The sequence below is a fragment of the Oceanibaculum indicum P24 genome (assembly GCF_000299935.1).
Taxonomy (GTDB): Bacteria; Pseudomonadota; Alphaproteobacteria; order Oceanibaculales; family Oceanibaculaceae; genus Oceanibaculum; species Oceanibaculum indicum.
The window spans coordinates 32,609-53,066 of the sequence record NZ_AMRL01000007.1; the positions used below are offsets into that span (position 1 = coordinate 32,609).

Genomic DNA, 20,458 nt, shown 5'->3' on the forward strand with positions numbered 1-20,458 from the left:
GCAGGCCGAAGCCTGGACCCCCGCAATAAATGTGGGGGTGACGGGTGGAGTAGGTGGCGGTGTCCCGGCGATGAGACGGCATGTGCGGATTCTCGCAGCGGGGCAGGAATCGTGACGGCGGCTTCGGACACAGCTTCAGTATCTCCCGGGCGCGGGCCGGTCATCGGTGCGGCGATGATGGTGTGTTCCTGCGCGCTGATCGCCGCGACCAGCCTGATGGCAAAGGCGCTGGGGCCGCTGGGCAGTGCAGCACTGGGGATCGAGGGCACGCCGCTGCATCCGATGCAGGTCAGCGCCGGGCGCTTCGGCTTCGCCTTCCTGGCGCTGCTGCTAATACTGACGGTCTGGCGGCCGCGCTTCCATGGCATCCAGTGGGGCACCCATGCGGCGCGCAGCACGGTCGGCTGGGCCGGCGTGTCCTGCATGTTCGCCGCCGCCGCGCATATGAACCTGGCCGACGCCATGGCGATCAGCTTCCTCAGCCCGATCTTCACCATGATGCTGGCGATCCCTTTCCTGGGGGAGAAGGTGGGCCGCTGGCGCTGGCTGGCCGCGGCCATCGCGCTGGTCGGCGGCATGCTGATCGTGCGGCCGGGCACGGACGCCTTCCAGATCGTGGCGCTGGTGGCGCTGTCCGCCGCCCTGCTGATGGGGGCGGAGGCGATCCTCATCAAGCGGCTGACCAGCCGAGAGCCGCCCTTCCAGATCCTGGTGGTGAACAATGGCATCGGCGCCGCCATCGCACTGACCGCGGTGCTGTTCGTCTGGCTGCCGCCGACGCCCGCGCATTGGGGCGTGATGGCGCTGATCGGCGTCACCATGCTGTGCGCCCAGACCTTCTTTCTGCAGGCGATGCGCCGGGCCGAGGCCAGCTACGTCATCCCATTCTATTACGCCACCCTGATCTTCGCGACCTTCTACGATTTCGTGGTGTTCGGCGACCTGCCGGCCTGGATCAGCGTGGCGGGTTCGGCCCTCATCGTCAGCGGCGCGCTGCTGCAGGTCTGGCGCGAGAAGCTGGCCCGCGAACGCAAGGCTGCTGCAGCATAGTTCCCCCTCACCCGGCTTCGCCTAATCTCGGCTATCTCCTCGATAAGGCTGCGCAACCCTCTCCCTCCAGGGGAGAGGGAAAGAAGGGGGCAGCTTTGTAACCCTCTCCCCTCGCGGGAGAGGGTGGTGAGCGACAGCGAGCCGGGTGAGGGGGCAACCTGAAAAGGCTGCAACCAAAGCGTAACCCTTGCGGCCTTGCATGGCGGGGGGCTTGCGGTAATCCTGCCGGCCTGACCGACCGGAGGAGTGCCCGCGCGCCATGAGTTCCGTTCCCCGCCATTCCGTCCTCGACATTTTTCTGATCTTCCTCCGGCTCGGCTGTACCTCCTTCGGTGGGCCGGTCGCGCATCTGGGCTATTACCGGCAGGAATTTGTCGCAAACCGGCGCTGGCTGGATGAGCAGACCTATGCCGACCTTGTGGCACTGTCGCAGTTCCTGCCGGGCCCCGCCTCCAGCCAGACCAGCTTTGCCATCGGCACGCTGGCGGGCGGGCGGCTGGGCGGCATTGCCGCCTGGATCGGCTTCACCCTGCCTTCGGCGGTGGCAATGGCACTGTTCGCCTATGGCGTGATGGCGCTGGGCGAGACGCAGGCGGCCTGGCAGCAGGGCGCGCTGAAGGGGCTGAAGCTGGTGGCGCTGGCGGTGGTCGCGCAGGCGGTATGGGGCATGGCGAAGTCGCTCTGCCCGGACCGGGAGCGCGCGACGCTGGCGGTGGCAGCGGCTCTGATCGTCGTGTTGTGGGCGGGATCGGTGGCGCAGATCGCCGCCATCCTGCTGGGGGGCATCGTCGGTGCGGCGCTGCTGAAGCCGGCGGCGGGCAATGGCGCCCAGCATGTCGCCGCCCCCTATGGGCGCGGTTTCGGCTGGCTGTGCCTTGCCTTGTTCTTCGCTCTGCTGGCGGGACTGCCGCTGGCGGCGTCGGCGGGGGATTCGCTGATGCTGTCCGCCTTCGACAGTTTCTACCGTATCGGCGCGCTGGTGTTCGGCGGCGGCCATGTCGTGCTGCCGCTGCTGCAGGCGGAGGTGGTGGAGCCCGGCTGGGTCGGGCGCGAGGCCTTCATCGCCGGCTATGGCGTGACCCAGGCGATGCCGGGGCCGATCTTCACCATCGCATCCTATCTCGGTGCGCTGATGGGCGGCGTGCCGGGGGCGCTGCTGGCCACGCTGGCGATCTTCCTGCCGGGCTTCCTGCTGATCTGGGGCGCGCTGCCCTTCTGGTCGTCCTTAAGGGCGCATCCGAAGGCGCAATCGGTGCTGATGGGGGTGAATGCCGCCGTGGTCGGGCTGCTGCTGGCGGCGCTCTATGACCCGGTCTTCACCACCGCCGTCGCTGGCGCGCCGGATTTAGCGGCGGCGCTGGTCTGCTACGCCGCGCTGCAATTCTGGAAGGCACCGCCCTGGGCGGTGGTGGTGCTGGCTGGCCTCGTGGGCGCCGTGCTCTACAGCCTCTAGCGCGTGGTGCGGCCGTCCAGCGTCAGGAGCGGCGCATAGAGTTCCGGCCGACGGTCACGGAAGAATCCCCAGCCGGCGCGCTCGGCGCGGATGCGCTCAATATCGAAGCTGGCGGTGATGACCGCCTCGTCGGTGCGGTTGGCCTCCGCCACCATCTGCCCCTTGTGGTCGGCGATGAAGGAGGAGCCGTAGAAGGTGATGCCGGCGGCCTCGCCTTCCTCCCGCTCGATGCGGTTGCTGGCGATCAGCGGCACCATGTTGGCCGCCGCATGGCCGCGCATGACGGTCTGCCAGTGATCCTTCGAATCGAGGCTGGCATCCTGCGGTTCGCTGCCGATGGCGGTCGGGTAGAACAGGAAATCCGCCCCCAGCAGCGCCATGGCGCGGGCGCATTCCGGGAACCACTGGTCCCAGCAGATGCCCACGCCCAGCCGGCCGAAGCGTGTATCCCAGACCTTGAAGCCGGTATCACCGGGGTTGAAGTAGAATTTCTCCTGATAGCCCGGCCCGTCGGGGATGTGCGACTTGCGGTAGATACCCAGGATCGACCCGTCCGCATCCACCATCGCCAGCGAATTGTAATAGGCGTTGTTGGCGCGCTCGAACACGCTGACCGGCAACACCACGCCCAGCTCAGCCGCCAGGTCGCGGAAACGCGCGACCGCCGGGTTCTCGTCGATCGGCTTGGCGAGTGCGAACAGCTCCAGCTTCTGATCGACGCAGAAATAGGGCGTCTCGAACAGCTCCTGGATCAGCACGATGTTGGCGCCGCGCCCGGCCGCCTCGCGCACCAGCTTCTCCGCCGTCGCGATATTGGCCGCACTGTCCCAGGAGCAGGCCATCTGGGTGGCGGCAACGGTGATCTGGGTCATGCGTCTTTCCTCATCCTGTCCCGGGGGGTATCGCAGGGGCTATCGCGGTGGCGCCTGCCGGTGATATGGCTATGCCACTGCCTCTTGCAATGATAATCCTCGGTTTGTCAGTCTGTTATCGCTCGTTCACGACAATATTATTGGAATTGAATAAAAATACGTGCGACTTTGCGCATGCAAGTGTGCACACAAGGCGGTGTCATGGCGGAAACGAAGCCGGGGGTTTGGGACCCGGACATGAAGGTGGAGGCGCCGCTGCTGCTGCGGCTCTACACACTCTGGCAGGAGAAATGCCGGGGAGACCTCCTGCCCGCCCGCGCTGACTTCGATCCGCTGGAGATGCGCGACTGCCTGGGGAGCGTGTTCCTTGTCGAGGCACTGCCGGAGGATGATGATTTCCGCTACACGCTGGTCGGCAGCGAGATCACCAGCGTGGTGCGCCGCGACAGCACCGGCCTGCTGATCAGCGAGGTGTTCGGCGCCGCGGGGCTGGCGCTCTATCGCAAGGTGCGCGACGAACGGCGGCCGATCCGCGTTCACGGGCCTGTCGACTGGCTGGGCCGGGACTATATCGGCTATGAAACCGTGGTCCTGCCGCTGGCCGACGATGGCAGGCAGGTGAACCGGTTCATCGGGGGGATGATCTTCCGTCTGGCGAGCGAACAATAATGCAGGCGATATGGAAGATGATGGTTACATACCGCACGAGGATGTCGAACTCGATACCGAGGTAAGGCTCGAGTCGCCGCGCCTCATTCTGCTGCACGATCTCTGGCGCGGCAAATGCCGGGATGGCCACCTGCCGGCGCGCCGGGATTTCGATCCGCCGGAGATGAAGGAGGTGCTGGGCGCCATCTTCCTGACCGAATATGTGCCGGAACTGGATGATTTTCGTTACACGCTGATCGGCACCGAGATCGTGAAATGGGTCGGCGTCGATAATACGGGCCGTCTGGTCGGCGAGCTTTTCGGTGAGCATGGCCGCTCCTTCTATCGGCTGGTCCGCACCTCCGGAAAACCGGCCCGTATTCATGGCACCGTGCATTGGCGCGACAAGCGGCATGTGCGCTTCGAGCTTCTGGCCCTGCCGCTGGCTGATGACGGGGTGACTGTGGACCGGATCATGGGCGCCACGATCTATTGGCTGGAATCCTTCGCGTGAATTGGCTGCGTTGGCGGTCAAAGCCACTGATTGTGCAAGCCAGTCGCAATATTAAAGGGAGGGGAAGTCCCGGAATATCCTGTGATTTCTTGGTAAATCGCGCGGTGTCACCTTTATTTACAAAGCTGCGTCCCGCCTTTTTGCGCACGATTAACTGTGCGGGCGAAAAATGATCCAGATAAGTGCGTGTGTTCGTATATATTGAATAAAATTCGATCCAGTGACGCAGAAGGCGCCGCGAGCGTTTGACCATGGCGATGAACGATACCAGCAAGGGCGCCGATACGGTGCCAGGCGCGCTCCCGGCGGAGGATACACCCCCGCTCGTCAATAGCCCCCGCGACGATGCCATTGCGGATTACGGCATGGACATCCAGTCGCCGATGCTGATGCGGCTCTATGAGTTGTGGCGGAGCAGGCGTGTCGGGGGGAAGCTGCCGGCGCGTGGCGATTTTGATCCGGTCGAGATGAAGGAATGTCTCGGGAATATCTTTATTCTCGAATATGTCCCCGAACTCGATAATTTCCGCTACACGCTGATCGGCACCAAGATCGTCAACTGGGTCGGCGTGGACAATACCGGCAAGCTGGTGGACGAGATTTTCGATGACCGCATGCGGCAGTTCTACAAGGGGTTGCAGGCACGACAGCTACCGGTCCGCACTTCCGGAAAAGTGGTCTGGCGGGGTAAGGACCATGTCGCCTATGAGCTGGTCACCCTGCCGCTGTCCGACGACAAGCAGGTGGTCAATCGCTTCATCGGGGCGATGGATTTCCATATGAAGTGCTGAGCGCTGGCGTCCCCCTTCAGGGCATCGGCTCCTGCTGGGTAATGCAATGCACCCCGCCGCCGCCCTCGAACAGGATGGTGCCGGGCACGGTGACGATCTCACGCTCCGGGAATACGGCTTGCAGCGCGGCGATGGCGGGTTCGTCCGCCGGATCGTCATAGATTGGCAGCACCAGCCCCTGCTTCCCGTCCGGCACGCCGGCCAGGTAGAAATTCACGTAAGACATCGGCAGCCGTCCGCCGGTTGCCTCATCTTCGCGCCGTGCCGGCTGTTCGATCTCCACTACCTCCAGCTTGCGGCCCCGCGCATCCGTCGCGGCCTTCAGCGCGCGCAGATTTTCCTGCAGCGTCTCGTAGTCGCTGTCAGCCGGGTCGCGCGTCACCTGCGCCAGCACGAGGCTAGGTCGGGCGAAGCAGGCCACCGTGTCGATATGGCCGTCGGTGCCGACCGGCCCGTAATCGCCATCCAGCCCGCCGGGCAGCCAGATCACCTTCTCCGCACCGGTGGCGGCGCAGAGTTCGCGTTCGATCTCGACATGGGTGAGGTCGGGATTGCGGTTCTGGTTCAGGATCGTGGTCTCGACCGCCAGCAGCGTGCCCTCGCCATCGACATGAATCGCCCCGCCCTCATTCACCAGCGGCGAGGGGCGGCGGGTGATGCCCTCACGGTCCAGAATCCAGCCGGCCAGCGCCGCGTCGCGCTCATGCGGCTGGCGCTCGCCCCAGCCATTGAACACCCAGTCGGTGCCGGCGATGCCGCCCGTGCCATCGATGACGAAGCTGGGGCCGGTGTCGCGCAGCCAGGAATCGTCGTAGGACGCCTCGATCACTTCCGCAACGCCGTCCAGCAGCTGGCGGGCGTTCGGCGCATCCTCCGGGTTGGCCAGCATGCGCACCGGCTCGAACCGGGCAATCGCGCGGGCGACGGCGACGAAGGCGGCATGCGCCTCGCCCGTCTTCTCGCCCCACAGCCGCGTGCCGGCGGGCCAGGCCATCCAGCAGCGCCGGTGCGGGTGCCATTCGCCGGGCATGTAGAAGCTGCCGGTCATCCTTTGTCCTCAGTCATGAATGCATCGAAGGCGCGCCAGAATTCCAGCCGGATGGCATCCCGTTCAAGCAGGATTTCGTGTTCAGCCTCGGGAAAGTCGAGAATCCGGCAGGCCGGCATGTGCCGGGCAAGCTCGTGTTGGGCGGCGCTGCGCACGATGCGGTCGCGCCCGGCGCTGGCGATCAGCACCGGCGTTGTGATCTCGGCGGCATAGGAAGGCCGGCGCAGCAGACTCATGCTGTCGAAGGCGCTGTCCAGCCAGCGCCAGGTCGGCCCGCCCAGCGCGAGGTCGGGATCGTCCAGGATGAGCTGCTTGGTGCGCTCAAACCGTGCCCGGTCGCCGGTCAGCGGGTTGCCCTCGAAGCGCTTCTTCGCCGGGTCATAGGGGCCGGTATTCGGCACATAGGAATCGGGCGTGATATGCACCATCGCACAGGCAATGGCCCGGCTGATGGCGGGCGGCAGGAAGCCCGACCAGATGTCGATCATCGGCGCCACAGCCACGGCGCGGCGGAAATCGCCGCCCCGGTCATGCAGCAGCCGCAGCAGGTTGTGCCCGCCCATGGAATGGCCGAGGCCGTAGAGCGGCCGCCCCGCCGCCAGCGGCAGCGCGACCTCGTCCAGTAGCTGCCTTGCATCCTGCTGGAAATGGCCGAAATCCAGCACATGCCCCTTGTGCCGGTCGGCCAGCCGCGGGTCCGACTTGCCCTGGCCGCGCCAGTCCAGCACCACGCAGTCATGGCCGCGTGCCGCCAGTTCCTCCACCACCTCCAGATATTTTTCGATGAATTCGGTGAAGCCCGGCAGCACCAGGAAGCAGCCGTGCGCCCCTTCGTGGCGGAAGGTCGCGTAACGCAGCCGCGCGCCGTCGCTGGCGGTCAGCCAGCCGACATTGCCGCCGGCCTGTTGGATTGGGTCTGACATGCTGTCCTTAACTTTCCGAATCCTGCCGGTAGGGGCTGTATTCCTGGGTCAGTGCCGCGATCTCGCGCTCGACCAGCGGGCGTTCGCGGTCCATGGCGCGGGCAACGGCCTCGGCGAGGCCGGGATGGGCGATCCAGTGCGCGCTGTAGGTCGGGGCGGGCAGGTAGCCGCGCTGGATCTTGTGCGGGCCCTGCGCGCCGGCCTCCACGCGGGCCATGCCCTGCTCGATGGCCCAGTCGATGGCGCGGTAGTAGCAGGCTTCGAAATGCAGGAATTTCACATGCTCGTCGCAGCCCCAGTTGCGGCCATAGAGCGTGTCGGTGCCGGCAAGGTTCAGGGCACCGCAGACCGGTCGCGTGCCGTCCTCGCCGAGGAACAGCACGACGCGCTCCCCCAGCTTTTCGCCCAGCAGGTCGAAGAAGCCACGCGTCAGATAGGGCCAGCCCCATTTGCGGTCGATGGTGCTTTCATAGAAGCGGTAGAAGGCATCCCAGTGCGCCGGCTTCAGGTCGCTGCCGCTGTAAGCGGTAATGGCAATGCCGCTATCCTGTGCCTCGCGGCGTTCCTTGCGGATCTGCTTGCGCTTGCGGGAGTTCAGCGCGCCCAGGAAATCCTCAAAGCTGCCATAGCCCCGGTTCTCCCAGTGATATTGCTGGCCCATCCGGCGGATCAGGCCGAGATCGCCCATCTGCCGGTATTCCGGCTCGGTCGGGAAGGTCACATGCAGCGAGGACAGGCCGGCCTGCTCGCACAGCTGCACCAGCGCCGTCACCAGCGCCGGGCGCAGCCGCCCGGCATCTTCTCCGGGGGATACCAGCAGGCGCGGTCCGGTCGCCGGGGTGAAGGGTACGCAGACCTGCAGCTTCGGATAATAGCGCCCGCCCGCGCGCTCAAAGGCGTCGGCCCAGCCATGGTCGAACACATATTCGCCCTGGGAATGCAGCTTGATATAGGCCGGCGCGCAGGCCAGCAGCCGGTCCGCCGTGTCGCGCAGCGCCACATGCTGCGGCAGCCAGCCAGTCGCCTCCGTCCCGACCGAGCCGGATTCTTCCAGCGCTGACAGGAAGGCATGGCTGATGAAGGGATTGTCCGGCCCGGCGCAGCGATCCCATTCGGCGGCGCCGATCTCGGATATCCGGGCATGGACGGTGGCGGTGAGGCGCTCTTCCGGCGCGTCATCTGGCATGAAGAAAACCTGCGTTGCGGTCACCAGCCCATTAGATCGGTCACCCGGCGCTCTGTGCAAGCGTTCGGTGCGCACCGGATCAGGACCGGATCAGGACTCGCTGTCGCGCAGGGCCAGTGTCAGCTGTGCGGGGTCGATGACGGCGTCCCGCAGATTGGCGCCGATCAGGTTGGTGTTGTGCAGCTTGGCGCCGGTCAGGTCGGTCTTGGCCAGGTTGGCGCCGGACAGGATGGCGTTGGTGAGGTCGGCGCGCGACAGGTCGGCGCCAGCCAGGTTCGCCGGCCACAGCCGGCCGGTCGGCTTGCCGTCACTGTTCTTGATCTCGACCGAGGCGAGGGTGGCACCGCGCAGCCGGGCGGCGGTCATGTTGGCGTTGGACAGGTTGACCCCGTCCATCACCGCGCCTTCGAGGTCGGCCCCTTCCAGATTGGCCTCCGACAGGTCCGACATGACCAGCCGGCTGCCGGCCAGGCGCGCGCCCACCAGCACCGCGCCGCGCAGGTCGGCGCCGGACAGGTCGGCGCCGGACAGGTCCTGGCGGCTGAGGTCGGCCTTCGAGAGTTCGGCACGCACGCCCATAACGCCGTCGCTCTCGACCCAGGTGACATGGTCGCGGACGATGTCGTGGATCGAGCGCGACAGGGCACGGCGCGTCTCCGCCATGTTGGCGCCGGTCAGGTCGGCGCCGCCCAGATCGACATTGGTCAGGATGGCGCGGTTCATCTCCGCGCGCGCCATGTTGGTCCGCGAGATCACGGCGCCGGTCAGGTTCACGCCGGTCAGATTGGCATCGGCCAGGTTGGCGCCGGTCAGGTTGGCGCCCGACAGGTCGGCCCCTTCCAGCTGTGCGCCCCGCAGATTGACGCCGGACAGGTTGGCGCCGCACAGCAAAGCACTTTCCAGATTCGCCTCGACCATAGTGGCGTTCGATAGGTCGGCGCCGGACATGTTGGCGCTCTGCAGCATGGCGGCATCCATCTCCGCGAAGCTGAGGTCGGCACGCAGCATGGTCGCCGGGTTCGCGGGATTGCCGCTGATCAGCGCGCCGCCGCGCAGGTCGGCTTCCTTCAGATTGGCGCCGGTGAAGTTGGCGTTGCGCAGATGCGCGCCGCGCAGATCGGCACGGTGCAGCACCGCATTGCTGAGGTCGGCGGCATCCAGATTGACGCAGAACAGGTCGCAATAGCTGAGGTCCGCGCCGGCCAGGATGCAGCGGCTGAGATTGGCGCCGGAGAATTTGGCGGACTGCAGGTTCAGATTGGCGAGGTTGAACCCGGACAGGTTCATGCCCGACAGGTTTGCACGGCCACCGCCGGGCTTCCGTTCAAGCCAGAATTCGTGACGCTGAATGAGCAGCAATATTTCCTGGGGGGTCATTCAATAATCCGTTCTAGGCCGTTCGCCCCGGGAAACAGAAGTGATGTGTCATCGTCACCAACATTCTCGCGCTGCGCATACTATGTCTTGGTGGCCCGGCCATCAAGACAGACGGGTGTTAATTGATGGTTAAGACCAGCCATCGACCACCACCTTATATATACGTGTGAAAACAGGTTGCTGGCTGTAGAAATGTTCTTCCAGCCGGGCGGTAAGGTGCCGCAGCTTGCAGGTCTCCACCAGATTTGCGAAACCCTCTGTCTCTTCCATCTCCTTCATTGTGATGCCAACACGCACAAGCGTCGTGTCCTTCAGGGGCTCGCCTTCGCTGTTGCGCAGGAAATAGAGCACGAAGCCGACGGCGGCCGGAACCGGGCTGCTTGCGGCATGATGCGTCACATCCTGCGAAACGCGTTTTGCGATATCCTCGAACTGCCGGCTTATATGCAGCAAGACAGCCTCTCGGCTGTTGCGGTCCTGGTGCTGCGGCATGTGAATCCCCGAGTCGGAATGATGCTGAAGGAGAGCAGATGACGCTATTATAGTATCGTATGCCGCTTTCAACATCCCCAGATTTTTTGTGTATTAGCAGATTCGAACAAGCCTGATTCGCGAAAAAGCATCTTGTTCATTAAGCTTTTTTAAAAATCACCCCCTAAATAAAAAGGTATGTTGACATTGGGCACACAATGTTGCTCGTTAGTTTGTCTAAAAATCGCATAGATTTATCGCAATCTGCTGGCGGGACACGCCAAGTGAAGCGGCCGGGGTGGCCAGACGGAACGTTCATGATTCTTCGCATCGGCGATAGCGGATATTCCGGATGACCGGGGACGCCAGCAGACAACAACCCAGGGACGGTGTGCCCTCGTGGCCGGCGGTCTTCGATCATCCGCTGCTCGGCATGTTCCTGCTGGCCGATGACGGTGCCGGCGGATTCCGGCTGGCCGAGGTGAATACCCGCTTCGCCGCGCTGGCCGGGTTGCCGCCCGAGGCCATGGCCGGCCGGAGCCTCTACGACCTGATGAGCGTGCAGGAGGCGGCGTCCCTGCAGGCGCGGTTCCGGCAATGCCGGGACAAGGGCCTTCCGGTGCAATGCGAGGAAGTGGTGACGCTGCCGGCGGGAAAGATGTGGTGGCGTCTCGATCTGCATCCTGTTGGTGGAAGCCCGGCTGGGGCGGTGGTTTTCGGCAGTGTCCTCGACCTTAGCGAACAGAAGCGGCTGCTTCAGGTGGTCCGGCAGAGCGAGCGGCGCATCCAGACGCTGGTCGAGGCGGTGCCCGACACGATGCTGCGGATCGACCGGACCGGGCGCGTGCTGGACATCGAGGAGGGCAAGGACAGCGCCCTGTGGATGGCGCCGGCAACGCTCATCGGCCGGCCGCTGGAGGCGGTTCTGCCGCCGGAGGCCGCCCCGCTTGTCCGTGCCGCGATCGACGCTGTCTTCGCCACCGGGACGACACAGCTGTTCGAGTTCTGGCTACAGGATTCGGCCGCCGGCGATGCGGCATCGGGCAGACGTGATCTGGAGGCGCGCATCGTGGTGCTGGATGCGGGCGAGGCGATGGCCTTCGTGCGCGACATCACCGGGCGCAAGCGGTTCGAGCGGGAAATGCTGCTGGCCAAGGAACAGGCCGAGGCGGCGAACCGCGCGAAGTCGGAATTCCTGGCCAATATGAGCCATGAGCTGCGCACGCCGCTGAACGCGATCCTGGGATTCTCCGAGATCATCCGCGATCAGGGGCTGGGGCCGGTCGGCCAGACAAAATATGCCGAATATGCCGCCGACATCCATCACAGCGGCAGCCAGCTGCTGGACAAGATCAACGACATTCTGGATCTGGCGCGCATCGAATCCGGGCGGTTCGAATTCGCCGAGGGGCTGCTGGATATGGGCGGGCTGATCGATGCGGTCCTGCGCCCGCTTCAGCCCCGGCTGGAAGGCGCCGGCCTGACCGTGATCCGCCAGCCTGCGGCGGAGACGCTGCACATCCGTGCCGACGCCCGTGCATTGAAGCGCAGTCTGCTGAACCTGCTGTCGAACGCCGCCAAATTCACCCGGCCGGGCGGTACGGTCACCTTGTCCTCGGGCCTCCTGCCCACAGGCGAGGTGGAGATCGCGGTGGCGGATACCGGCATCGGCATCGAACCGGCGGCCATGGAACTGATCCTGCAGCCTTTCGGTCAGGCCGACGGTTCGCTGACCCGCTCCTTCGAAGGGGCGGGGCTGGGATTGCCGCTGGTGAAGTCGATGACCGAGATGCAGGGCGGCCGGCTGGTGCTGACCAGCACGCCGGATGTCGGTACCCGCGTTGCCATCGTGCTGCCGGCCAGCCGGCGCGTCGCCTCGGAACAGCCCGGCTGACGGGGGTTATTTTCCAGCGGCTATTCCCCGGTGATCGCCTTGTCCATCTGCGCGACGTCGATGATGGTATCGGTCAGGTTCGCGTCGGTCAGGTTGGCGCCGTTCAGGTCGGCGTCAGTCAGGTCGGCATCCATCAGATTGACGTGCCGCAGATCGGCCTGCGCCAGCTTTGCGCCGCGCAGCCGGGCGCCGGCCAGGTTGGTCGGCCATTTGCGCCCGGTCGGCCGGCCCTGGCCATCCTTCAGATCGACCGGGCCGAGGCTCGCCTTGCGCATGTCGGCGCCGGACAGGTCGGCATCCACCATGCTGGCGCCATCGACGATGGCGCCCAGGAAGCTGGCATTGGTCAGCACGGCGCGCGACAGGTCGGCCATCACCAGCCGGCAGCGCTCGAACTTGGCGCCGACCAGCTTGGTGTCCTTCAGTTCCGCGCCGGACAGGTTGGTGCCGCTGAAATCCATGTAGCTGAGGTCGGTGCCCGACAGCACCGCGCGCTCGCCAGTGCGGCCCTGGTCCTTGATCCACAGCGCATGCTTGTCCAGCACCGCCTGCACGTTCGGCGGCAGCCCTTCCTGCATGCCGACCAGCTGGGCGCCGGTGACATCGACCGCCGACATGTCCACGCCTTCCAGATTGGCGCCGACCAGCGTGGCGTTCTTCATCACCGCATTGGCGACGACGGCGCCTTCCAGATTGGCGCCCGACAAATTGGCGCCGGTCAGGTTGGCCTCGGCCAGATTGGCGCCCGACAGATTGGCGCCCGTCAGGTCGGCACCCTTCAGGTTGACGCCCGACAGGTTGGCGCCGGCCAGCGCCGCCCCCTTCAGGTTGCAGTTCATCATCGCGGAGTTCGACAGGTCGGCGCCGTTGGAATTGGCGTTGCGCATCCGCTCATTCTCGTGGTCGCCGCCGCCATACAGGGCGCCGCCGCGGAAATCCGCCTGCTCCAGATTGGCATTGTTCAGATTGGCCCGCCGCAGGCTGACGCCGCGCAGGTCGCATTTGCGCAAATTCGCCTGGCGCAAATCGGCGCGGTCCAGCGTCGCGCAGAACAGGTCGGCCTCTTCCAGTACGCAGCCCGCCAGCACGGTGCGGTGCAGATTGGCGCCCGCCATATTGGCGCCTTTCAGGTTCGCCCTGGCCAGGGTCAGCCCCGACAGGTCGCGCATCGACAGATTGGCGCGTAACCCGCCCTTGCGGTGTTTCAGCCAGCTTTCATGCTGGTCGATGATCGAGGCAATTTCCTGCGGCGTCATGGCATCCTGCGCTGTAAGGCCGCCCTTACTGGAGGCCTGTTTCGGTCGTCGTTCTGTCTGTCGCGCCCGTTTATCGGGTCGCCGGTTTGTGAGTGCCGTACGAAAGAAAGCAGGCCCGGTAAGTGAAAGTGTTTTTCGTAAAGATTGTATTACCGGTCCCGCGCAATCCCCATCGGAGTATGTTGTGAGAGCGCTGCGACCGCAAGACGTTCGGCAATGTCTTCGGCGCCCTGATTTTCATATTGTCGGTCGCCGGTCCGCCGTGCTTCCCTCGATTTTGGGAAAATTGTCCTATATTTCCGTGTTCCCCAATAAAGACCCGACAGTAAAGACCGGACAGGGAAGACCCGATGGCGACGCTGCTCTACACGCACGAGGCCTGCCTCGCGCACGATACCGGCCCCTATCACCCGGAGCGACCGGACCGGCTGCGCGCCGTGCTGGAGGCGCTGGACGAGCCGCGCTTTGCCGGTCTTGTCCGCCGTGAGGCGCCGGCCGCGACGGAGGAGCAGCTGCTGCGCGCCCATCCGCAGGCGCATGTCGATGCGGTGAGGGCGGCGATCCCGGCCGAGGGGCTGTCGGGAATCGATGCCGATACGATTGTCAGCCCGCAGTCGCTTGAGGCGGCACTGCGCTGCGCCGGCGCGGTCTGCGCGGCGGTGGATGCGGTCGTCGGCGGCGAGGCGGAGAATGCCTTCTGCGCCGTGCGCCCGCCCGGACACCATGCCGAGGCGGCCCGCGCCATGGGGTTCTGCCTGTTCAACAGTGCTGCCGTCGGCGCCTATCATGCACGCGCCGTGCATGGGCTGAAGCGCGTCGCCGTGGTGGATTTCGACGTGCATCACGGCAATGGCACGCAGGACATCTTCTGGAACGACCATGAGATGTTCTACGCCTCGACGCATCAGGCGCCGCTCTATCCCGGCACCGGGGCAGCCAATGAACGCGGGCTGGACAACATCCTGAACGTACCGCTGCCGCCGCTGGCCGATGGCGCGGCGTTCCGCCATGCCTTCGCCGAACATCTGCTGCCGGCACTGACGGAGTTCCGCCCCGACCTGGTGATCATCTCGGCCGGCTTCGATGCCCACAAGGACGACCCGCTGGCCGCCCTGTGCCTGGAGGAGGAGGATTTCGCCTGGGCCACGCGGGAGCTGATGCGGCTGGCGGCCTATCAGTGCGGCGGACGGCTGGTCTCCACGCTGGAAGGCGGCTATGACCTCGACGCGCTGGGTCGGTCGGCCGCTGCTCATGTTGCCGCGCTTATGGGGCAATAGCGCGCGGCTTCGGCTTGTTCCGGCGGGGCGAGGTGGCTACACTCCGCCCCCTTTCCACCCAGCAGGCGCCAAGGCAACAGCATGAGCGAAAAGACCCACAGCGACATCGACGCCCTGAGCTTCGAGCAGGCCCTCGCCGAGCTGGAGGCCATCGTCTCCAAGCTGGAGAAGGGCGAGATCGGCCTTGAGGATTCGATCGATACCTACGAGCGCGGCGTGCTGCTGAAGGCGCATTGCGAGCGCAAGCTGCAGGACGCGCAGATGAAGGTGGAGCGCATCAAGCTGGGGCCGGATGGCAGCGTCGCCGCCGAACCCTTCGATCCCGCCAACTGAGCGGTCCTGCGATGGATGTCAAGGCCGCCATGGCGGAGGCCGCCGAGGCCGTCGCCGAGACGATGGACCGGCTGCTGGCCTTGCCGGACGGGCCGGAGGCGCGCGTCGTCGAGGCGATGCGCTATTCAGCACTGGGCGGCGGCAAGCGGCTGCGCGCCTTCCTGGTGCTGCAAAGCGCGGCGCTGTTCTCGGTCAGCCGCAGCTGCGCGCTGCGGGTAGCGGCGGCGGTGGAATTCCTGCACGCCTATTCGCTGATCCATGACGATCTGCCGGCGATGGATGACAGTGACCTGCGGCGCGGCCGGCCCAGCTGCCACAAGGCGTTCGACGAGGCGACGGCGGTACTCGCCGGCGATGCGCTGCTGACCTACGCCTTCGAGGTGCTGGCGCAGGAAGAAACCCACAGCGACCCCAGGGTCCGGGCCGAGCTGGTGCTGGCGCTGGCGCGTGCCTCGGGCACGCAGGGCATGGTCGGCGGCCAGATGCTCGACCTGCTGGCCGAGGACATGGACAGCATCGATGCCAGCCTGATCACCCGGCTGCAGCGCATGAAGACGGCGGAGCTGCTGTGCTTCAGCTGCGAGGCCGGCGCCATTCTGGGCAAGGCCGGCAAGGCGGCGCGCCACGCGCTGCATTCCTACGGGCAGGAGATGGGGCTGGCCTTCCAGATTGCCGACGACCTGCTGGATATCGAGGGCGACAGCAGCGTGACCGGCAAGCCGACCGGCCTCGACGATGCCGCCGGCAAGGCCACGCTGGTAGCGGCGCTGGGCGTCGAGAATGCCCGCGCCCATGCGCTGATGCTGGTCGATCAGTCGGCCCGGCACCTTGATTTCTTCGATGACAAGGCGAAGCTGTTGAAGCAAGTTGCCCGTTTCGTCGTCGAACGGCAGGCATGAGCGATAGTCCCATCGCGGATAAAGAGGTAAGGCCCATGGCCGACAGCCCGACCCCGGTTCTGGACAAGGTCACCACACCGGCGGACATGAAGGATTTCTCCATCGACCAGCTGACTGCGCTGGCCGGCGATCTGCGCCGTGAGACCATCGACGCGGTCTCGCGCACCGGCGGCCATCTGGGCGCCGGGCTTGGCGTGGTGGAGCTGACGGTGGCGATCCACCATGTGTTCGACACGCCGCGCGACCGGCTGATCTGGGATGTCGGCCACCAGGCCTATCCGCACAAGATCCTGACCGGGCGGCGCGACCGCATCCGCACGCTGCGCCAGGGCGGCGGCCTTAGCGGCTTCACCCGCCGGTCGGAGAGCGAATACGACCCGTTCGGTGCCGCGCACAGCTCGACCTCGATCTCCGCCGGTCTCGGCATGGCGGTGGCGCGTGACCTGCAGGGCGGCGACAACAATGTCATCGCGGTCATCGGCGATGGCTCGATGAGCGCCGGCATGGCCTATGAGGCGATGAACAATGCCGGCTCGATGGACAGCCGGCTGATCGTCATCCTGAACGACAATGACATGTCCATCGCGCCGCCGACTGGGGCGATGAGCAACTATCTCTCCCGTCTCATTGCCTCGAAATCCTATCGCGGGCTGCGCGAGGCGATGAAGCAGATGGCCAGCCGCTTCCCGAAGCCGCTGGAGAATGCGGCGCGCCGGGCCGAGGAATATGCCCGCGGCATGGTCACCGGCGGTACGCTGTTCGAGGAGATGGGCTTCCTCTATATCGGCCCGGTGGACGGGCACGATATCAGCCATCTGGTGCCGATCCTGAAAAGCCTGCGCGACCGGCCGGAAGCCGGCCCGGTGCTGCTGCATGTCGTCACCGAAAAGGGCAGGGGGCATCCCTTCTCGAAGGACAGCCCGGAGAAGTATCACGCGGTCCAGAAGTTCGATCTGGTGACCGGCGCGCAGGTGAAGGCGAAGGCGAACGCGCCCAGCTACACCAATGTCTTCGCCCAGGCGCTGATCCAGGAAGCGGAGGCCGACGAGCGCATCGTCGCCATAACCGCCGCCATGCCGGGCGGCACCGGTCTCGACAAGTTCGCCGAGCGGTTCCCGGACCGCAGCTTTGATGTCGGCATCGCCGAGCAGCATGCCGTCACCTTCGCCGCCGGCCTGGCGACGGAGGGGATGAAGCCGTTTGCGGCGATCTACTCCACCTTCCTGCAGCGCGGCTATGACCAGGTGGTGCATGACGTGGCGATCCAGCGCCTGCCGGTGCGCTTCGCCATCGACCGCGCCGGGCTGGTCGGCGCCGATGGCGCGACTCATGCCGGCAGCTTCGATGTTGCCTATCTGGGCTGCCTGCCGGATTTCGTGCTGATGGCAGCGGCCGACGAGGCGGAGCTGGTGCATATGGTGGCCACTGCGGCCGCCATTGATGACCGGCCGTCTGCCGTACGCTATCCGCGCGGCGAGGGCACCGGCGTGGAACTGCCGGCGCGCGGCCAGCCGCTGGAGATCGGCAAGGGCCGGGTGATGCGCGAGGGCACGGCGGTCGCCATCCTCTCCTATGGCGCGCGGCTGCAGGAATGCCTGGCCGCCGCTGAGGAGCTGGCGGGCTACGGCCTATCCGCCACGGTCGCCGATGCGCGCTTCGCCAAGCCGCTGGATACCGGGCTGGTGGAGCGGCTGGCGCGCGGCCATGAGGTGCTGATCACCATCGAGGAAGGCTCGGTCGGCGGCTTCGGCTCCTTCGTGCTGCAGCATCTGGCCACATCGGGGATGCTGGATGCCGGCCTGCGCGTGCGGCCGATGGTGCTGCCCGACCGCTTCATCGACCATGATTCGCCGGAGAAACAGTATGCCGAGGCCGGGCTGAACGCCGACGGCATCGTGCGCACTGCCCTGGCGGCACTCGGCCGTAGCGCCAGCGAGGCGCCGGCCCGGGCGTGAGGGATAAAACCCTCGCCCCGGAAGGGGAGAGGGATGCCGAGGCTTGGCGAACGATAGTGAGGCTAGCTGCGGCTGGGTGAGGGGAGACTAACTCCGCCCGTGCGACACCCCCTCACCCAGCTCCGCCTAATTCGCTGCGCGATTAAGGCTGCGCAACCCTCTCCCCCAAGGGGGCGAGGGATTGTTTAAATTCCTCCTACTCCCGAGGCACGCCGTTCGGGTCTTCGCTGCCGGCGCGGTAGCGGAAGGTGCCGGTGCCGGTGGCGACCAGCGTGCCGTCCTCGGCGGTCACCTCGGCGGCGACGAAGAATATCTTGCGCCCGCCGCCGGTCACGCGGGCGGTCGTGCGCAGCGTGCCCTTCGAGGCCTGCCCCAGATATTGCGTGGTCAGCGACAGCGTCACGCAGCGCCGCACCCGGCCGGGGATCGGGCAGTAGCAGCCGCAGAAGCCGGAGATCGTGTCGATCAGCGAGGCCGGCACGCCGCCATGCAGCACACCGGCGCGGTTCAGATGCTGCGGGCCGATATCCAGCTCCAGCACGGCATAGCCCTCGCGCCACTCCACCAGCCGGTAGCCCATCAGTTCCTGATAGCCCGAGATGGGCTCCAGCGCGATCAGCTCGCGCATCAGGCTGTCGTCATGCTGCGCTGCGGCGGCGGAGGCGGCGGATTTCGTCATCTTGATCCCGTTCGGGTTGCGGAAAGACAGGGGTTTTTCGGCATGCCCCGCAGCATATCGCACTGCGGTGCCGCCGTCCCTCTTGACCATCAATGGGTATGTGTACAGTCTAGCCTGTACGCAAAGCAAACAGGTTGATCGGAGCACCGCGCGCCGATGAGACCGAAATCTCACTCCGGAACAGGGAGCACACAATGCGGAAATTCTTCACGGCCATGGCGCTTTCCATGGCGGTTGCCGGCTTTTCCACCGCCGCCTCGGCGGAAACCTGGGACATGCCGCTGCCGTACCCCGATACCAACTTCCACACCAAGAACACGCGGATGTTCGCCGAGGATGTGGCGAAGCTGTCGGGCGGCAAGCTGACCATCACCATCCACAGCGGTGCCTCGCTGTTCAAGATGCCGGAGATCAAGCGCGCCGTCCGTACCGGACAGGCGCAGATCGGCGAGATCCTGCTGTCCGCCTACGGTAACGAGAACGCGGTGTTCGAGGCTGACGGCGTGCCGTTCCTGGCCACCGGCTACGACAATGCCATGAAGCTGTACAAGGCCCAGAAGCCGGTGCTGGAAAAGCTGCTGGCCGAGGAAGGGCTGAAGCTGCTTTATGCAGCGCCCTGGCCGGGCCAGGGGCTGTTCGTGCAGACCGAGATCGCGTCGGTTGAGGGCATGAAGGGCGTGAAGTTCCGCGCCTACAACGCCGCGACCGCGCGCTTTGCCGAGCTGGCCGGCGCGGTGCCGACCACCGTGCAGTATGCCGAGGTGCCGCAGGCCTTCTCCACCGGCCTGGTCTCCTCGATGCTTACCTCCGGCGCCACCGGCGTGGACGTGAAGGCCTGGGACTTCGTGAAAGTGTTCTATCAGACCGACGCGATGCACCCGAAGAACATCGTCTTCGTGAACAAGCGTGCCTTCGACGGGCTGGACAAGGCAACGCAGGACGCGGTGATGAAGGCCGCCGCCGATGCCGAGACCCGCATCTGGGCCGCCAGCAAGGAAGAGGCCGATCGCACCGTGAAGGCGCTGGGCGACAATGGCATGAAGGTGCTGATGCCGAGCGACAAGCTGCAGGCCGACCTGAAGGCCATCGGCGACCAGATGGTCAAGGAATGGCTTGAGAAGGCCGGCGCCGACGGCAAGACCATCGTGGACGCCTACAACAAGATGTAAGGCGTCTCCCGGTCCGAAACGCCCAGGGCTGCAACCGGCACCCTGGGCGTTTCTCCATCGGCCGGGCCTCTATCCCTTTTCCAACCTGTCACGCATCGCGGGGTGGCCATGCGCGCGGCGCTCGATTTCCTGTACAAGCTGTGCGGCGTTCTGGCGGCGATCTCGCTGGCCGGCATCGCCGTCCTTATCCTGGCGCAGATCGTCGGCCGCTTCTTCGGCGTGCTGGTGCCGTCCGCGAACGAGATCGCCGGCTTCCTGATGGCCGCCTCTTCCTTCCTGGCGCTGGCCTATGCCTTCAAAGCGGGCAGCCACATCCGGGTCAATCTGGTGCTGCTGCGGCTCGCCCCCTCGTCGCGGCGCTGGGCCGATATCGTCTGCCTGGTGGCCGGCACCATCCTGTCCTCCTATTTCGCCTGGTACACCTGGGTGCTGGTTGCCGATTCGATCCGCTTCAAGGAAGTCGCGGACGGGCTGGTGCCGATTCCGCTGGCCTGGCCGCAAGGCGCCATGCTGGTTGGCCTTACGGTACTGGCCATCGCCTTCCTGGACGAGCTGATCTCCGTGATTCGCGGCAATACGCCGTCCTATGACAATTCCGAGGATGTGGTGCTGGAGAACCGCCCTGAGCTGGGGCCATCCGACCGCATCGAAGCGAACGATTAA

Annotated in this window: 20 protein-coding genes; 12 read left to right on the forward strand and 8 right to left on the reverse strand. The window is 65.7% G+C overall.

All coding sequences use genetic code 11. The features are described from left to right. Positions 1–111: 111 nt before the first annotated feature. Both P24_RS07520 and chrA read left to right on the forward strand, forming a co-directional pair. On the forward strand, positions 112–1,050 hold the full coding sequence (locus tag P24_RS07520; protein WP_040706965.1) for a DMT family transporter: 939 nt from the start codon (positions 112–114) through the stop codon (positions 1,048–1,050). A 259-nt stretch (positions 1,051–1,309) separates the two neighbouring features. Beyond that, positions 1,310–2,503, forward strand: a complete 1,194-nt coding sequence (gene chrA, locus P24_RS07525) for a chromate efflux transporter (protein ID WP_008944104.1) — start codon at positions 1,310–1,312, stop codon at positions 2,501–2,503. On the opposite strand, the gene aguB is transcribed toward chrA, so the two are convergent. Further along, on the reverse strand, positions 2,500–3,375 hold the full coding sequence (gene aguB, locus P24_RS07530) for an N-carbamoylputrescine amidase (RefSeq protein ID WP_008944105.1): 876 nt from the start codon (positions 3,373–3,375) through the stop codon (positions 2,500–2,502). The two genes, chrA and aguB, sit on opposite strands and share 4 nt — an antisense overlap. A gap of 201 nt (positions 3,376–3,576) precedes the next feature. Here aguB and P24_RS07535 point away from each other — a divergent pair, with 201 nt between their 5' ends. The 3 genes from P24_RS07535 (at position 3,577) to P24_RS07545 (ending at position 5,328) form a co-directional block, all read left to right on the forward strand. Continuing rightward, entirely contained in the window at positions 3,577–4,044 is a 468-nt protein-coding gene (locus tag P24_RS07535) for a PAS domain-containing protein (protein ID WP_008944106.1), read from the forward strand. A 10-nt stretch (positions 4,045–4,054) separates the two neighbouring features. Beyond that, complete coding sequence (locus P24_RS07540) at positions 4,055–4,537, forward strand: PAS domain-containing protein (RefSeq protein ID WP_008944107.1); 483 nt, start codon at positions 4,055–4,057, stop codon at positions 4,535–4,537. A gap of 251 nt (positions 4,538–4,788) precedes the next feature. Beyond that, positions 4,789–5,328 carry a PAS domain-containing protein gene (locus P24_RS07545; protein WP_008944108.1) on the forward strand — a complete coding sequence of 180 codons (540 nt, stop codon included), beginning with the start codon at positions 4,789–4,791 and terminating at the stop codon, positions 5,326–5,328. 16 nt (positions 5,329–5,344) lie between these two features. Here the strand turns inward: P24_RS07545 and P24_RS07550 are convergent, their stop codons facing one another. The 5 genes from P24_RS07550 to P24_RS07570 all read right to left on the reverse strand — a co-directional run bounded on the left by P24_RS07550 (position 5,345) and on the right by P24_RS07570 (position 10,354). Beyond that, positions 5,345–6,376 carry an agmatine deiminase family protein gene (locus P24_RS07550; RefSeq protein ID WP_008944109.1) on the reverse strand — a complete coding sequence of 344 codons (1,032 nt, stop codon included), beginning with the start codon at positions 6,374–6,376 and terminating at the stop codon, positions 5,345–5,347. Further along, positions 6,373–7,299 (reverse strand): alpha/beta fold hydrolase, encoded by a 927-nt coding sequence (locus P24_RS07555; protein ID WP_008944110.1) that lies wholly within the window; start codon positions 7,297–7,299, stop codon positions 6,373–6,375. The genes P24_RS07550 and P24_RS07555 overlap by 4 nt, the downstream gene beginning before the upstream one ends. 7 nt (positions 7,300–7,306) lie before the next feature. Further along, the gene (locus P24_RS07560) at positions 7,307–8,485 is read right to left on the reverse strand and encodes a GNAT family N-acetyltransferase (RefSeq protein WP_040707012.1); all 1,179 of its coding nucleotides are present in this window, start codon (positions 8,483–8,485) and stop codon (positions 7,307–7,309) included. Between the two features lie 90 nt (positions 8,486–8,575). Continuing rightward, positions 8,576–9,862 carry a pentapeptide repeat-containing protein gene (locus P24_RS07565; RefSeq protein WP_040706969.1) on the reverse strand — a complete coding sequence of 429 codons (1,287 nt, stop codon included), beginning with the start codon at positions 9,860–9,862 and terminating at the stop codon, positions 8,576–8,578. 129 nt (positions 9,863–9,991) lie between these two features. After that, positions 9,992–10,354, reverse strand: a complete 363-nt coding sequence (locus P24_RS07570) for a hypothetical protein (RefSeq protein ID WP_008944113.1) — start codon at positions 10,352–10,354, stop codon at positions 9,992–9,994. 370 nt (positions 10,355–10,724) lie between these two features. Here P24_RS07570 and P24_RS19185 point away from each other — a divergent pair, with 370 nt between their 5' ends. Next, positions 10,725–12,227, forward strand: coding sequence for a PAS domain-containing sensor histidine kinase (locus P24_RS19185; protein WP_008944114.1), 1,503 nt, complete (start codon positions 10,725–10,727; stop codon positions 12,225–12,227). Between the two features lie 20 nt (positions 12,228–12,247). On the opposite strand, the gene P24_RS07580 is transcribed toward P24_RS19185, so the two are convergent. Next, positions 12,248–13,483 carry a pentapeptide repeat-containing protein gene (locus tag P24_RS07580; protein WP_008944115.1) on the reverse strand — a complete coding sequence of 412 codons (1,236 nt, stop codon included), beginning with the start codon at positions 13,481–13,483 and terminating at the stop codon, positions 12,248–12,250. A 350-nt stretch (positions 13,484–13,833) separates the two neighbouring features. Here P24_RS07580 and P24_RS07585 point away from each other — a divergent pair, with 350 nt between their 5' ends. The 4 genes from P24_RS07585 (at position 13,834) to dxs (ending at position 17,947) form a co-directional block, all read left to right on the forward strand. Beyond that, the gene (locus tag P24_RS07585; RefSeq protein WP_008944116.1) at positions 13,834–14,760 is read left to right on the forward strand and encodes a histone deacetylase family protein; all 927 of its coding nucleotides are present in this window, start codon (positions 13,834–13,836) and stop codon (positions 14,758–14,760) included. A gap of 81 nt (positions 14,761–14,841) precedes the next feature. Continuing rightward, entirely contained in the window at positions 14,842–15,093 is a 252-nt protein-coding gene (locus P24_RS07590; protein ID WP_008944117.1) for an exodeoxyribonuclease VII small subunit, read from the forward strand. Positions 15,094–15,104: 11 nt separating this feature from the next. Further along, positions 15,105–15,992 (forward strand): polyprenyl synthetase family protein, encoded by an 888-nt coding sequence (locus tag P24_RS07595; RefSeq protein WP_008944118.1) that lies wholly within the window; start codon positions 15,105–15,107, stop codon positions 15,990–15,992. Positions 15,993–16,027: 35 nt separating this feature from the next. Then, on the forward strand, positions 16,028–17,947 hold the full coding sequence (gene dxs / locus P24_RS07600; protein ID WP_008944119.1) for a 1-deoxy-D-xylulose-5-phosphate synthase: 1,920 nt from the start codon (positions 16,028–16,030) through the stop codon (positions 17,945–17,947). 196 nt (positions 17,948–18,143) lie between these two features. On the opposite strand, the gene P24_RS07605 is transcribed toward dxs, so the two are convergent. After that, the gene (locus P24_RS07605; RefSeq protein WP_237740176.1) at positions 18,144–18,626 is read right to left on the reverse strand and encodes a PaaI family thioesterase; all 483 of its coding nucleotides are present in this window, start codon (positions 18,624–18,626) and stop codon (positions 18,144–18,146) included. 194 nt (positions 18,627–18,820) lie between these two features. Here P24_RS07605 and P24_RS07610 point away from each other — a divergent pair, with 194 nt between their 5' ends. Together P24_RS07610 and P24_RS07615 are read left to right on the forward strand one after the other, a co-directional pair. After that, complete coding sequence (locus P24_RS07610) at positions 18,821–19,795, forward strand: TRAP transporter substrate-binding protein (RefSeq protein ID WP_008944121.1); 975 nt, start codon at positions 18,821–18,823, stop codon at positions 19,793–19,795. A gap of 108 nt (positions 19,796–19,903) precedes the next feature. Next, positions 19,904–20,458 carry a TRAP transporter small permease gene (locus tag P24_RS07615; RefSeq protein WP_008944122.1) on the forward strand — a complete coding sequence of 185 codons (555 nt, stop codon included), beginning with the start codon at positions 19,904–19,906 and terminating at the stop codon, positions 20,456–20,458.

What these genes read in the sequence shown, in the direction of transcription:
- P24_RS07540 (WP_008944107.1), top strand. Translation starts at nt 4,055, where the DNA reads ATGGAAGATGATGGTTACATACCGCACGAGGATGTCGAACTCGATACC.
- P24_RS07570 (WP_008944113.1), bottom strand. Translation starts at nt 10,354, where the DNA reads ATGCCGCAGCACCAGGACCGCAACAGCCGAGAGGCTGTCTTGCTGCAT.
- P24_RS07560 (WP_040707012.1), bottom strand. Translation starts at nt 8,485, where the DNA reads ATGCCAGATGACGCGCCGGAAGAGCGCCTCACCGCCACCGTCCATGCC.
- P24_RS07610 (WP_008944121.1), top strand. Translation starts at nt 18,821, where the DNA reads ATGCGGAAATTCTTCACGGCCATGGCGCTTTCCATGGCGGTTGCCGGC.
- P24_RS07590 (WP_008944117.1), top strand. Translation starts at nt 14,842, where the DNA reads ATGAGCGAAAAGACCCACAGCGACATCGACGCCCTGAGCTTCGAGCAG.
- aguB (WP_008944105.1), bottom strand. Translation starts at nt 3,375, where the DNA reads ATGACCCAGATCACCGTTGCCGCCACCCAGATGGCCTGCTCCTGGGAC.
- P24_RS07565 (WP_040706969.1), bottom strand. Translation starts at nt 9,862, where the DNA reads ATGACCCCCCAGGAAATATTGCTGCTCATTCAGCGTCACGAATTCTGG.
- P24_RS07550 (WP_008944109.1), bottom strand. Translation starts at nt 6,376, where the DNA reads ATGACCGGCAGCTTCTACATGCCCGGCGAATGGCACCCGCACCGGCGC.
- dxs (WP_008944119.1), top strand. Translation starts at nt 16,028, where the DNA reads ATGGCCGACAGCCCGACCCCGGTTCTGGACAAGGTCACCACACCGGCG.
- P24_RS07545 (WP_008944108.1), top strand. Translation starts at nt 4,789, where the DNA reads ATGGCGATGAACGATACCAGCAAGGGCGCCGATACGGTGCCAGGCGCG.
- chrA (WP_008944104.1), top strand. Translation starts at nt 1,310, where the DNA reads ATGAGTTCCGTTCCCCGCCATTCCGTCCTCGACATTTTTCTGATCTTC.
- P24_RS07615 (WP_008944122.1), top strand. Translation starts at nt 19,904, where the DNA reads ATGCGCGCGGCGCTCGATTTCCTGTACAAGCTGTGCGGCGTTCTGGCG.
- P24_RS07535 (WP_008944106.1), top strand. Translation starts at nt 3,577, where the DNA reads ATGGCGGAAACGAAGCCGGGGGTTTGGGACCCGGACATGAAGGTGGAG.
- P24_RS07555 (WP_008944110.1), bottom strand. Translation starts at nt 7,299, where the DNA reads ATGTCAGACCCAATCCAACAGGCCGGCGGCAATGTCGGCTGGCTGACC.
- P24_RS07605 (WP_237740176.1), bottom strand. Translation starts at nt 18,626, where the DNA reads ATGACGAAATCCGCCGCCTCCGCCGCCGCAGCGCAGCATGACGACAGC.
- P24_RS07580 (WP_008944115.1), bottom strand. Translation starts at nt 13,483, where the DNA reads ATGACGCCGCAGGAAATTGCCTCGATCATCGACCAGCATGAAAGCTGG.
- P24_RS07595 (WP_008944118.1), top strand. Translation starts at nt 15,105, where the DNA reads ATGGATGTCAAGGCCGCCATGGCGGAGGCCGCCGAGGCCGTCGCCGAG.
- P24_RS07585 (WP_008944116.1), top strand. Translation starts at nt 13,834, where the DNA reads ATGGCGACGCTGCTCTACACGCACGAGGCCTGCCTCGCGCACGATACC.